Below are 13,107 nucleotides of genomic sequence, written 5' to 3' on the forward strand. Positions count from 1 at the left end.
CCTACATGCACTTCACCAAACTCGCCGCTGTCACCCTGCTGCTCTGCGCCCTGCCAGCGATCAGCCAAGCCCGCGACACGGCGGTCTACCTGCCATTCGACAAAGCCGTCGCCGAAGCCACCCGCTCGGGCAAGATCGATGGCAGCGTGAAATTCTATCTGGCCGGCAACACCCCGGCGGGCAAAGTCACCGTGGTCAGCCCCGACGCCGTGACCAACAAGAAAACCAACGCCTTCAACAAGTCCGACGAAGTCGCCTGCGAATGGGTTGCCCAATCGGCAATCATCAGCCTGCACCAGGCCGCGAAAAACGCCGGCGCCAACGCCGTGACCAACATCGTCAGCTTCTACAAGCGCAACGAGCGCAAGGACGCGCAAACCTACGAATGCCACGCCGGCGCGATCATGGCGGGCGTTGCGTTGAAGGGTGATCTGGCGAAGGTTCAATAAACGCCAGAAACGACAAAGGGCGCCGTTTGGCGCCCTTTTTTTGCGCTGATTGAACAGCATCTACACTCGCTGATGCAGGTCGCAGCACCGTAACCTGCCCTCGCAGTCTCTTTCACCGTCAAAGGAGATGACCATGCAAGTGAAAGCCCTGATCGCCGCAGCGCTTTTCGCGCTACTGCCCAGTGCCAGCCATGCCACCAACCTCATGTACATGCCTTTCGAAACCGTGCTGTCGGACGCGATTCGCGCCGGTCGGCTGGATGGCAGTGTGAAGTTCTACCTGATCGGCAACGGGCCGCAGGGCACTCAGCAGTTGCTGCGCCGAGGGGTGGTCAGTGATTTGAAAACCAACGGCTTCAACAAGAGCGATCAGGCTTCGTGTGAATGGGTGTTGCAGTCGAATCTGATCAAATTGCAGGCTGATGCCAAGCGGGTCGGGGCGAATGCAGTGGTCAATATCGTCAGTTACTACGACCAGCATGTGCGCAAGGATTTGAATACGTACGAGTGCCGGGCGGGGATATTTGTCACGCGGGTGGCGTTGAAGGGGGATTTGGTGCGGTTGCCCTGAAATCTGTGATGTTTGGGCCGACGCCTTCGCGAGCAGGCTCGCTCCCACCTTGGAATGCGTTTCCCTGTGGGAGCGAGCCTGCTCGCGAAAGCGCCAGCGGCCTTCACACCGTCAGAGGCTCAACCTTGCGCGTCAGCAGTTCGACAAACGCCTTGGCCATCGGTGATTTCTGATCTTTGCGCTGCACCAGCCACACCGCCGAAATCGCTTCGGGATCGAGCAACGGGCGGTAGACCACGCCGTCGATGCGCATGCGTTGGTAGGACGCTGGCAGCACTGACACACCGAGGCCCGCTGCGACCAGACCGATGATGGTCATCGCCTCGCCAGCCTCTTGGGCAAAGTGCGGGCTGAAGCCGGCATCACGGGCCAGACTGAGCAGTTGTGCATAGAGCCCGCTGCCATAACTGCGCGGAAAAAACACGAACGGTTCCAGCGCCAGCGCCGAGAGAAACAGGCCTTCGTCGCTGCCTTGGGCCAACGGATGCTTGGAACTGAGCACCGCCACCAATGGCTCGCGCATCAACTCCACAACACTCAGTGAATCCGGCAATCCGAGCGGGCGCATGATGCCCACCTCGATCGACTCGTCCACCAAGGCATCGGCGACCATGGTGCTGCTCATTTCGCGCAGATTCAGATGCACCGCCGGAAAGCGCTGACGAAAGGAAAAAATCGCCTGCGGAATGGTCGAGTTGAACGGTGCAGACGAGGTGAAGCCAATCTTCAACTCGCCCAGCTCGCCAAGTTGCGCACGGCGGGCGACGTCCGCTGCCTTGCCGACTTGTGCCAGCACCAGCCGCGCCTCCTGCAAAAACAGGCGACCGGCCTCGCTCAACTCGACCCGACGATTGGTGCGCTCGAACAATCGCGCGCCGAGCTGTTGCTCCAGCGCCTGAATCTGCTGGCTCAGCGGTGGCTGGGAGATGCCCAGCACCTGTGCGGCCCGGCCAAAATGCAGTTCTTCGGCGACGGCGATGAAGTAACGCAGATGACGCAGTTCCATAGGATTACCATTAGGTCGCTGAAGCTATCAAACAGGTCGAACAATATATTGGATAGAAACATTAGCCAGCTATATGATTTTTTCATTGCCTGCCCGGCTGTGCTTTCCGAGGTCTGAAGTGAAAACTGCTGTCGCGCCCCTTGCCCACGAAATCCCGCCCCCTGCCGACGACGATGCTCTCGCCGAGCTGCAGGAGATCTACATCGAAAAAGGTACGCCGGCGTTCATGCGCACAGTGCTGGCGCTTTTCTGTGGCGGCTTTGCGACGTTCGCGCTGCTCTATTGCGTGCAACCGATGATGCCGCTGCTGTCCCACGAATACGGGATCAACGCGGCGCAGAGCAGTCTGATCCTCTCGGTGGCGACCGGCATGTTGGCCTTCGGTCTGCTGATCACCGGGCCGATTTCCGACCGCATCGGCCGTAAACCAGTGATGGTCGCGGCGCTGTTCGCTGCCGCGTTGTGCACCATCGCCAGTTCGATGATGCCGAGCTGGCACGGCGTATTGATCATGCGCGCGCTGATCGGCCTGTCATTGAGCGGCCTGGCAGCGGTGGCGATGACCTATCTGAGCGAAGAAATCCATCCTCAACACATCGGCCTGGCGATGGGTTTGTACATCGGCGGCAACGCGATCGGCGGAATGAGCGGACGCTTGATAACTGGCGTGCTGATCGACTTCGTCAGCTGGCACACGGCGATGCTGGTGATCGGCGGTCTGGCGCTGGTCGCAGCGGCGGTGTTCTGGAAGATACTCCCGGAGTCGCGCAACTTCCGCGCTCGCTCGCTGCACCCGCGCAGCCTGCTCGACGGCTTCACCATGCACTTTCGCGACGCCGGCCTGCCGCTGCTGTTTCTTGAAGCGTTTGTGCTGATGGGCGCGTTTGTCACGCTGTTCAACTACATCGGCTACCGCTTGCTGGCGGCGCCGTACAACCTCGATCAGGTATTTGTCGGGTTGCTCTCGGTGGTCTACCTGTCGGGGATCTACAGCTCGGCGAAAATCGGTTCTTTGGCGGACAAGCTGGGGCGACGCAAAGTGCTCTGGGCGACCATTGCACTGATGTTCGCCGGACTGGCACTGACCATGTTCACCTCGTTGTTGCTGGTGATCGTCGGCATGCTGGTGTTCACCTTCGGCTTCTTCGCCGCGCACTCGGTGGCGAGCAGCTGGATCGGCCGGCGCGCGTTGACCGCTAAGGGTCAGGCGTCGTCGCTGTATCTGTTCAGTTATTACGCCGGTTCGAGCATTGCCGGGACGGCGGGCGGGGTGTTCTGGCATCTGGGTGGGTGGAATGGCATCGGCCTGTTCATTGGTGCGTTGTTGCTGATTGCCCTGCTGGTGGCGTTGAAGTTGGCGAAGTTGCCGCCGTTGCAGGGTGTCAAAGCCTGAGATAAATCCCTGTGGGAGCGAGCCTGCTCGCGAATGCACTGTGTGAGGCAACATCAGTGTTGAATGACACACCGCTTTCGCGAGCAGGCTCGCTCCCACAGTTGATTTGGGTACGACATTAGACCGTGCAAAAGAAAACGCCCGGCATTTGGCCGGGCGTTTTTTACTGGGCGCTGATCACTCGTGATACTGCGCCGACAGCTCATGCACCGCACGCAGGAACGCGCCGGCATGTTCCGGATCGACTTCCGGCGTGATGCCGTGGCCAAGGTTGAACACGTGGCCGCTGCCCTTGCCGTAGCTGGCGAGGATGCGCCCGACTTCAGTGCGGATCGCTTCCGGTTTGGCGTAGAGCACGGTCGGGTCCATGTTGCCTTGCAGCGCGACCTTGTCGCCGACACGGGCACGGGCGTTGCCGATGTCGCAGGTCCAGTCCAGGCCAAGGGCGTCGGCGCCGGCTTCGGCGATGCTTTCCAGCCACAGGCCGCCGTTCTTGGTGAAGAGGATCACTGGCACTTTGCGTCCGTCGTTCTCGCGGATAAGGCCGCTGACGATTTTCTTCATGTAGGCCAGGGAGAATTCCTGATACGCCGCCGCCGACAGGTTGCCGCCCCAAGTATCGAAGATCTGCACCGCTTGTGCACCGGCCATGATCTGGCCGTTGAGGTACGAAGTCACCGATTGCGCCAATTTGTCGAGCAACAGGTGCATGGCTTGCGGGTTGTCGTAAAGCATCGCCTTGGTCTTGCGGAAGTCTTTCGACGAGCCGCCTTCGACCATGTAAGTCGCGAGGGTCCACGGGCTGCCGGAGAAACCGATCAGCGGCACACGTCCGTTCAGCTCGCGACGGATGGTGCTGACCGCGTCCATCACGTAGCCGAGGTCTTTGTGCGGATCCGGGATCGGCAGGGCTTCGATGTCGGCCAGGGTGCTGACAACTTTTTTGAAGCGCGGGCCTTCACCGGTCTCGAAGTACAGGCCCTGGCCCATGGCATCGGGAATGGTGAGGATGTCGGAAAACAGGATCGCCGCGTCCAGTTGCGGGTAGCGGTCGAGCGGTTGCAGGGTGACTTCGCAGGCGAACTCCGGATTCATGCACAGGCTCATGAAGTCGCCGGCATGGGCGCGGCTGGCGCGGTACTCCGGCAGGTAGCGACCGGCCTGGCGCATCATCCACACAGGGGTGACGTCAACGGGTTGCTTGAGCAGGGCGCGGAGGAAACGGTCGTTCTTCAGGGCAGTCATGTCGGCATCCGGAAAAAAAGTGCGGGCATTTTCTCAGAGCGCGAGCCAAAAGGCACGGATGTGGGTCAGCCTTTTGTCTATCGGGTCAATTTGTCGCGCTGGAACACGATTTTCCGCAACACCCTAAAACAACTGTGGGAGCGAGCCTGCTCGCGAAGAGGCCGGCACATCCAACATTGAAGTTGGCTGACAGACCGCTTTCGCGAGCAGGCTCGCTCCCACAGGAGTATTGCGTTTGGCTCAGGCGCCGGGGTTAGACACCCAGGTAATCGAGGATCCCTTCAGCCGCATTGCGCCCTTCGAAGATCGCCGTCACCACCAGGTCGGAACCGCGCACCATGTCGCCACCGGCGAAGATTTTCGGGTTGCTGGTCTGGTGCTTGTACTGACCTTGCTCGGGCGCAACAACGCGGCCCTGGCTGTCGGTCTGGATCTCGAACTGTTCGAACCACGGTGCCGGGCTCGGACGGAAGCCGAAGGCGATGACCACGGCGTCGGCCGGGATGATCTCTTCGGAACCCGGGATCGGCTCGGGGCTACGACGGCCACGGGCGTCCGGTTCGCCGAGACGGGTCTCGACCACTTTGACGCCTTCAACCTTGTCTTCACCGACGATGGCGATCGGCTGGCGGTTGTAGAGGAATTTCACGCCTTCTTCCTTGGCGTTCTTCACCTCTTTGCGCGAGCCGGGCATGTTCGCTTCGTCACGACGATAAGCGCAGGTCACCGACTTGGCGCCCTGACGGATCGAGGTGCGATTGCAGTCCATCGCCGTGTCGCCGCCTCCGAGCACCACAACCTTCTTGCCTTTCATGTCGACGAAATCTTCCGGCGACTTTTCAAAGCCCAGGTTGCGATTGACGTTGGCGATCAGGAAATCCAGCGCGTCGTAAACGCCTGGCAGGTCCTCACCGGCAAAGCCGCCCTTCATATAGGTGTAGGTGCCCATGCCCATAAACACCGCATCGTACTCGGCGAGCAGTTGTTCCATGGTCACGTCTTTGCCGACTTCGGTGTTGAGACGGAACTCGATGCCCATGCCGGTGAAGACTTCGCGACGATTGCTCAGCACGGTCTTTTCCAGCTTGAACTCGGGGATGCCGAAGGTCAGCAGGCCACCGATTTCCGGGTTCTTGTCGAATACCACCGGGGTCACGCCGCCACGCACCAGCACGTCGGCACAACCAAGACCCGCCGGGCCTGCGCCGATGATCGCCACGCGTTTGCCGGTCGGCTTGACCTTGGACATGTCCGGGCGCCAGCCCATGGCGAACGCGGTGTCGGTGATGTACTTCTCGACCGAACCGATGGTCACCGCGCCGAAGCCGTCGTTGAGGGTGCAGGCACCCTCGCACAGACGATCCTGCGGGCACACCCGGCCGCAGACTTCCGGCAGGGTGTTGGTCTGGTGCGACAGCTCGGCGGCCTGAAGGATGTTGCCCTCGGCCACCAATTTGAGCCAGTTTGGAATGAAGTTGTGCACCGGGCACTTCCATTCGCAATACGGGTTGCCGCAACCCAGGCAGCGGTGGGCCTGATCGGCCGACTGCTGGGGTTTGAACGGTTCGTAGATTTCAACGAACTCTTTCTTGCGTTGACGCAACAGTTTCTTCTTCGGATCCTTGCGCCCGACATCGATGAATTGAAAGTCGTTACTGAGACGTTCGGCCATCTTCAAAACCTCGTACACGACAGCTTCAAGCTACAAGCTTCAAGCTGCAAGAAAATCAAATTAATCCGCCTCACCGCGCAAGCTTCTAGCTTGTCGCTTGAAGCTTGCAGCTGCTTCACTGTGGGCTTGCCCGCGTACTGGAGAGCAGAGATTTCAGACTCGCTGCCTTCGGTTTGACCAACCAGAAACGCCGCAAGTAATCGTCGAGGTTCTCGGCGAGCTCACGACCCCACTCGCTGTCGGTTTCGGCGACGTACTCGTTCAGCACGTTCTGCAGGTGGCTGCGATAGGCTTCCATCGCCTCGCCGCTGATCCGCTGGATCTCCACCAGTTCGTGATTGACCCGGTCAACGAAGGTGTTGTCCTGATCGAGCACGTAGGCGAAACCACCGGTCATGCCAGAGCCGAAGTTGTAACCGGTTTTGCCCAGCACGCAGACGAAACCACCGGTCATGTACTCGCAGCAGTGATCGCCAGTGCCTTCCACGACGGTGTGGGCACCGGAGTTACGCACGGCGAAACGCTCGCCTGCGGTGCCGGCGGCGAACAACTTGCCGCCAGTGGCGCCGTACAGGCAGGTGTTGCCGATGATGGCGCTTTCCTGAGTTTTATAAACGCTGCCCTTCGGCGGCACGATGACCAGCTTGCCGCCGGTCATGCCTTTGCCGACGTAGTCGTTGGCGTCGCCTTCCAGGTACATGTTCAGACCGCCGGCGTTCCACACACCGAAGCTCTGCCCTGCCGTGCCTTTGAAACGGAAGGTGATCGGCGCCTTGGCCATGCCCTGGTTGCCGTGCTTGCGCGCGATTTCGCCGGAGATCCGGGCGCCGATCGAACGGTCGCAGTTGCAGATATCCAGCTCGAACTCTGCACCGCTGAGGTCGTTGATCGCCGACGCGGCCAGCTCGAGCATCTTCTCCGCGAGCAGACCTTTGTCGAACGGCGGGTTGCGCTCAACGCCGCAGAACTGCGGTTTGTCCGCCGGGATGTGATCGCTGCCCAGCAGCGGCGTCAGGTCCAGGTGATGTTGCTTGGCGGTCTGGCCTTCGAGGATTTCCAGCAGATCAGTGCGACCGATCAGCTCTTCGAGGGAGCGCACGCCAAGCTTGGCCAGCCACTCACGGGTTTCTTCGGCGACGTAGGTGAAGAAATTCACCACCATGTCGACGGTGCCGATGTAGTGATCCTTGCGCAGTTTCTCGTTCTGCGTCGCGACGCCAGTGGCGCAGTTGTTCAGATGGCAGATGCGCAGGTATTTGCAGCCCAGTGCGATCATCGGCGCGGTACCGAAGCCGAAGCTCTCGGCGCCAAGGATCGCGGCTTTGATCACGTCGAGACCGGTTTTCAGGCCACCGTCGGTCTGCACCCGGACTTTGCCGCGCAGGTCGTTGCCGCGCAGGGTCTGGTGGGTTTCAGCCAGGCCGAGTTCCCAAGGTGCGCCCGCGTACTTGATCGAGGTCAGCGGCGAAGCACCGGTGCCACCGTCGTAGCCGGAAATGGTGATCAGGTCGGCATAGGCCTTGGCCACACCGGCGGCGATGGTGCCGACGCCCGCTTCTGCTACCAGCTTCACCGAAACCAGCGCCTGCGGGTTGACCTGCTTCAAGTCAAAGATCAACTGCGACAAATCTTCGATCGAATAGATGTCGTGGTGCGGCGGTGGCGAAATCAGGGTCACGCCCGGCACTGCGTAACGCAGCTTGGCGATCAGCCCGTTGACCTTGCCGCCCGGCAGTTGCCCGCCCTCGCCCGGCTTGGCGCCTTGGGCGACCTTGATCTGCAGCACTTCGGCGTTGACCAGGTATTCCGGGGTTACACCGAAACGGCCAGTCGCGACCTGCTTGATTTTCGAACTCTTGATGGTGCCGTAACGCGCCGGATCTTCACCACCTTCGCCGGAGTTGGAACGCGCGCCGAGGCGGTTCATGGCTTCGGCCAAGGCTTCGTGAGCTTCCGGCGACAGTGCGCCCAGCGAGATACCGGCGGAGTCGAAGCGCTTGAGCACCGATTCCAGCGGCTCGACTTCACTGATGTCCAGCGGCGTGTCGAGGGTCTTGACCTTGAACAGGTCGCGAATCATCGACACCGGACGGTTGTCCACCAGCGAGGTGTATTCCTTGAACTTGGCGTAGTCGCCCTGCTGCACAGCGGCTTGCAGAGTGTTGACCACGTCCGGGTTGTAGGCGTGATATTCGCCACCGTGGACGAACTTCAGCAGACCGCCCTGCTGGATCGGCTTGCGCGGGCTCCAGGCTTCGACGGCGAGGGCCTTCTGCTCGGCTTCGATGTCGACGAAACGCGCACCCTTGATACGGCTCGGTACGCCACGGAAGCTCAGCTCGCAGACTTCTTCTGACAGGCCGATGGCTTCGAACAGCTGCGCACCGCGGTACGAAGCGATGGTCGAGATACCCATCTTCGACAGGATCTTCAGCAGACCTTTGGTGATGCCTTTGCGGTAGTTCTTGAACACCTCGTAGAGGTCGCCCAGCACTTCACCGGTACGGATCAGGTCGCCCAATACTTCGTAGGCCAGGAACGGATACACCGCCGAGGCGCCGAAACCGATCAGCACGGCGAAGTGATGCGGGTCACGGGCGGTCGCGGTTTCAACGAGGATGTTGGAATCGCAACGCAGGCCCTTCTCGGTCAGGCGGTGGTGCACGGCACCGGTCGCCAGCGAGGCGTGGATCGGCAGCTTGCCCGGGGCGATATGGCGGTCGCTCAGGACGATCTGGGTACGCCCGGCACGCACGGCTTCTTCAGCCTGATCGGCAACGTTGCGGATCGCCGCTTCGAGGCCGAGGCTTTCGTCGTAGTTGAGGTCGATGATCGCCCGTTCGAAACCCGGACGGTCCAGATTCATCAGCGAGCGCCACTTGGCCGGCGAGATCACTGGCGAGCTGAGGATCACGCGCGAGGCGTGTTCCGGCGACTCCTGGAAAATGTTGCGCTCGGCACCGAGGCAGATTTCCAGCGACATCACGATCGCTTCACGCAGCGGGTCGATCGGCGGGTTGGTGACCTGCGCGAACTGCTGGCGGAAATAGTCGTACGGCGTGCGTACACGCTGGGACAGCACAGCCATCGGCGTGTCGTCGCCCATCGAACCCACGGCTTCGTAACCTTGCTCGCCGAGCGGACGCAGCACCTGATCACGCTCCTCGAACGTGACCTGATACATCTTCATGTACTGCTTGAGCTGATCGACGTCGTAGAAAGCCGAACCGTGGTCGTTGTCTTCCATGGTCGCCTGAATGCGCAGGGCATTCTTGCGCAGCCATTGCTTGTACGGATGACGGGATTTCAGACGGTTGTCGATCGCATCGGTATCGAGGATCTGCCCGGTCTCGGTGTCCACAGCGAAGATCTGGCCAGGGCCGACGCGACCCTTGGCGAGCACGTCTTCAGGCTGGTAGTTCCACACGCCGATTTCCGAGGCGAGAGTGATGAAACCGTTCTTGGTGGTGACCCAGCGCGCCGGGCGCAGACCGTTACGGTCGAGCAGGCACACCGCGTAGCGACCATCGGTCATCACCACGCCGGCCGGGCCGTCCCACGGCTCCATGTGCATCGAGTTGTACTCGTAGAACGCACGCAGATCCGGGTCCATGGTTTCGACGTTCTGCCACGCTGGCGGAATGATCATGCGCACGCCACGGAACAGGTCGATGCCACCGGTGACCATCAGTTCGAGCATGTTGTCCATGCTCGATGAGTCGGAACCAACACGGTTGACCAGCGGGCCGAGTTCTTCCAGATCCATCAGATCATTGCTGAACTTGGTCCGACGGGCCTGCGCCCAGTTGCGGTTACCGGTGATGGTGTTGATTTCGCCGTTGTGGGCGAGGAAGCGGAACGGCTGCGCCAGCGGCCATTTCGGCAGGGTGTTGGTAGAGAAGCGCTGGTGGAACACGCAGATTGCGGTTTGCAGGCGTTCGTCACTCAGGTCCGGATAGAACGCGGCCAGGTCGGCCGGCATCATCAGGCCTTTATAGATGATGGTCTTGTGCGAAAAGCTGCAGATGTAGTGGTCGCTGTCAGCGGCGTTGGCCACCGACGAACGGCGACGGGCGCTGAACAGCTTCACGGCCATGTCCTGATCGCTCAGGCCTTCGCCGCCGATGTAGACCTGCTCGATCTGCGGCAGGCGTTCAAGGGCGAGGCGGCCGAGGACGCTGGTGTCGATCGGCACTTTGCGCCAGCCGATCAGTTGCAGGCCTTCGGCGAGGATCTCGCGGTTCATGTTCTCGCGAGCGGCTTCGGCCTTGGCCGGATCCTGATTGAAGAACACCATGCCCACGGCATATTGCTTGGGCATATCGACGCCGAAGCTTTCCCGGGCAATGGCTCGCAGGAAGGCGTCGGGTTTTTGAATCAGCAGACCGCAACCGTCACCGGTCTTGCCGTCGGCATTAATCCCACCGCGGTGGGTCATGCAGGTCAGGGCCTCGATGGCCGTTTGCAAAAGGGTATGACTGGGCTCGCCCTGCATATGAGCTATCAGGCCGAAACCGCAGTTATCCTTGAATTCATCTGGTTGGTACAGACCTGCTTTCATAGACACTTTCTCACCAGGCTGCCTCTACTCGAGGCAAATTTCTTTTCAATTCAACCACTTGCGTTCCGCGCCGAACGTACGCCGGCTTAGCGGGGGCAAAAGGGTGGTCATTGTACACAGCGACACAGAGGCTCACAAATTTGACGACGAACTGTCGCAAATTCATGTCGCATTTGTGAAAGGTTTAAAGCGATCTGCTGTGCTAGTCAAAACTTTTTTAATTTTGACCGCAACGACTCAAAGACTACTATGACGCAGACACCACAAGGCACGCGGCCGCAGGGACGGTTGGTGCTTGCTGGCGAACCGCGTTGCACGCCAACGTGTGCGAGGCAAGGCGCGGGATGCTGCCAATGGTTGTTCCCTTGGCAAATCCCGCAACGCAGCCTCGCACACGTTGGCGCGCAACCCGAAGGGACGCGCCCCATTTTTCGCTGGGCAGCGTTGCTCGGAACTTATTTGGAAAAACCAAACTACGTTCCTCGCGCCTTGCCCAGCAAAAAATGGGGCGGCGTCGCGGTCGTCAGCAAGCGCCAACCGTCCCTGGAGGCGGCGCGCACTCGTAGAAATTTTGAGGTGCTTGGAGAGGCGGCCTGGGTAAGGCCGCCGAATCTTCAGCGAGTTGTTGCCAGTTCCTGTTGGACGCTGGCGACAGTGCGAGGCCAAGGTTTACCAGCCTGAACCTTCGCTGGCAAGGCCTTGATGGCAGAAACGGCCGCATCACGATTGGCAAAGTTGCCATAGGTGATCACGTAAAGCGGCTTGCCATTGAGGACTTTCTTGAAATAACGGTACTCGCCGCCCTGCTCCTTGACGAAGTTCTGCGCAGCGGTTTCCGAGCTGGTGCCGAGGATCTGCACGACATAGTTGCTGGTCGGCTGACCGGCGTACCAGCTGCCACCGGCAGCCTTGGCCACGGTAACTGGCTTGTCGGCAGGCTTGGCCGGAGCCGGGGCCGGTTTCGCAGCTGGCGCCGGGGCGGCCGGAGCAGGCTTGGCCGTGGCGACCTGCGTCGGTGCCGGGGTTGGTGCCGGTTTGGCGGCAGGGGTCGGAACTGGTGTCGGCGCGGGACCGGCCGGAACGCCAGCAGGCGGCGCGGAGGTGGTTACGGTCGGCGGCGTATCGCTGGAGCCTTCCAGCGGCACGCCGTCGTCGCCTTCGGTGATGCCACCGGCGGCTTCTGCCAGCGGGCCACGCATGACCGGCTGCGAGTTGCCGACCAATGGCAGCGGCATCGGCTGGGTGTTGCCGGCGAATTCGACGGACGGGTTGGCGCCATTCGCTGCACCCTGACCCAGTGGCAGTTGCGCCTGTTCATTGGCCGGAGCACCGGTGGTCGGTGCCTTGCTGCGACCCGGCATCAGCCAGGCGGCGGCAACCGCGACCACAACGACGGCGGAAATCGCCAATACGTGTTTCTTCGGCATGTTGAACCCCATACTTGGACGCTTGACCGCGGAGCGGCTGGCAATCATGACTTCGATCAGTGCATCGCGAGCGACCTGGTTGATGTTGCCCGGCCAGCCCTCGGAGCTTTCGTGAATATCAGAGATCTGATCTGCGGTGAAAAGTTCGACACCCCGGCCCGCGCCTTCCAGCCGCTGGTCGAGATATTCGCGGGTCTCTTCTTCGGTGTACGGCTGCAATTCGATGACGTGGAAACGCTCTTCTTCGAGCTGCAACGCCTCGAGCTGAGCGATCAGCGACGACTCGCCGAACAGGAACACATGCGGACGACCTTCCGGCGTGCCGGCGCCGAGCGCCATCAACGCTTCCAGCGCGGACTCGTCGAGCTGCTCGGCATCGTCCACGAGCAGATAGACTTCCTGCCCGGTCAGACCCAGTTGTACCACCTGCTCGAGAATCGCACCGACTTCGGCCTGAGCGACATCCAGCGCCTGCGCCACCTGGCGCAGCACGCCGGCCGCATCACCGGCGCCACGGGCGGAAACCACCACGCTTTGCACCGATTGCTTGTTGGTACTGGCAACGAGCGCCTGCCGCAGCAGGGTCTTGCCGCTGCCTTGCGGGCCGGTGACCACCAGCAGCAACTGGCTGTAGCGCGCCAGATGATGCAGTTGACCCAGCACCGGTTTGCGCTGGGCCGGGAAGAATTTGAAGCCAGGCACCCGTGGCGCGAACGGGTCGTGACTTAACTGGAAATGGCCGAGAAACGCCTCGTCGGCATGCAAACTAGTCATCGGAATCGT

At 61.0% G+C, this 13,107-nt stretch carries 8 protein-coding genes; 3 read left to right on the forward strand and 5 right to left on the reverse strand.

The window, feature by feature from the left end; all coding sequences use genetic code 11:
• Positions 1-5 precede the first annotated feature (5 nt).
• Positions 6-449, forward strand: coding sequence for an excinuclease (locus tag D8U61_RS17915; RefSeq protein ID WP_076565248.1), 444 nt, complete (start codon positions 6-8; stop codon positions 447-449).
• A gap of 133 nt (positions 450-582) precedes the next feature.
• Positions 583-1,020: an excinuclease gene (locus D8U61_RS17920; protein WP_125925753.1), complete on the forward strand. Its 438-nt coding sequence runs from the start codon at positions 583-585 to the stop codon at positions 1,018-1,020.
• Positions 1,021-1,123: 103 nt separating this feature from the next.
• Here the strand turns inward: D8U61_RS17920 and D8U61_RS17925 are convergent, their stop codons facing one another.
• Positions 1,124-2,026 carry a LysR family transcriptional regulator gene (locus D8U61_RS17925; protein WP_125925754.1) on the reverse strand — a complete coding sequence of 301 codons (903 nt, stop codon included), beginning with the start codon at positions 2,024-2,026 and terminating at the stop codon, positions 1,124-1,126.
• A gap of 118 nt (positions 2,027-2,144) precedes the next feature.
• Here D8U61_RS17925 and D8U61_RS17930 point away from each other — a divergent pair, with 118 nt between their 5' ends.
• Complete coding sequence (locus tag D8U61_RS17930; protein WP_130902915.1) at positions 2,145-3,419, forward strand: MFS transporter; 1,275 nt, start codon at positions 2,145-2,147, stop codon at positions 3,417-3,419.
• Positions 3,420-3,596: 177 nt separating this feature from the next.
• Here D8U61_RS17930 and hemE read toward each other — a convergent pair whose 3' ends face one another.
• The 4 genes from hemE to D8U61_RS17960 all read right to left on the reverse strand — a co-directional run bounded on the left by hemE (position 3,597) and on the right by D8U61_RS17960 (position 13,098).
• The gene (hemE, locus tag D8U61_RS17935; protein WP_016772044.1) at positions 3,597-4,664 is read right to left on the reverse strand and encodes a uroporphyrinogen decarboxylase; all 1,068 of its coding nucleotides are present in this window, start codon (positions 4,662-4,664) and stop codon (positions 3,597-3,599) included.
• A 253-nt stretch (positions 4,665-4,917) separates the two neighbouring features.
• Positions 4,918-6,336: an FAD-dependent oxidoreductase gene (locus D8U61_RS17940; RefSeq protein WP_039757038.1), complete on the reverse strand. Its 1,419-nt coding sequence runs from the start codon at positions 6,334-6,336 to the stop codon at positions 4,918-4,920.
• Positions 6,337-6,451: 115 nt separating this feature from the next.
• The gene (gene gltB, locus D8U61_RS17945) at positions 6,452-10,897 is read right to left on the reverse strand and encodes a glutamate synthase large subunit (RefSeq protein WP_130927400.1); all 4,446 of its coding nucleotides are present in this window, start codon (positions 10,895-10,897) and stop codon (positions 6,452-6,454) included.
• 614 nt (positions 10,898-11,511) lie between these two features.
• The gene (locus D8U61_RS17960) at positions 11,512-13,098 is read right to left on the reverse strand and encodes an AAA family ATPase (protein ID WP_130902918.1); all 1,587 of its coding nucleotides are present in this window, start codon (positions 13,096-13,098) and stop codon (positions 11,512-11,514) included.
• Positions 13,099-13,107 lie beyond the last annotated feature (9 nt).

Source organism: Pseudomonas sp. Sample_14 (assembly GCF_004307515.1).
Classification (GTDB): Bacteria; Pseudomonadota; Gammaproteobacteria; order Pseudomonadales; family Pseudomonadaceae; genus Aquipseudomonas; species Aquipseudomonas atacamensis.

Bases quoted from the DNA above. Each gene is read 5' to 3' on its own strand.
- D8U61_RS17915 (WP_076565248.1), top strand. From the start codon at position 6: ATGCACTTCACCAAACTCGCCGCTGTCACCCTGCTGCTCTGCGCCCTG.
- D8U61_RS17920 (WP_125925753.1), top strand. From the start codon at position 583: ATGCAAGTGAAAGCCCTGATCGCCGCAGCGCTTTTCGCGCTACTGCCC.
- D8U61_RS17925 (WP_125925754.1), bottom strand. From the start codon at position 2,026: ATGGAACTGCGTCATCTGCGTTACTTCATCGCCGTCGCCGAAGAACTG.
- hemE (WP_016772044.1), bottom strand. From the start codon at position 4,664: ATGACTGCCCTGAAGAACGACCGTTTCCTCCGCGCCCTGCTCAAGCAA.
- D8U61_RS17940 (WP_039757038.1), bottom strand. From the start codon at position 6,336: ATGGCCGAACGTCTCAGTAACGACTTTCAATTCATCGATGTCGGGCGC.
- gltB (WP_130927400.1), bottom strand. From the start codon at position 10,897: ATGAAAGCAGGTCTGTACCAACCAGATGAATTCAAGGATAACTGCGGT.
- D8U61_RS17960 (WP_130902918.1), bottom strand. From the start codon at position 13,098: ATGACTAGTTTGCATGCCGACGAGGCGTTTCTCGGCCATTTCCAGTTA.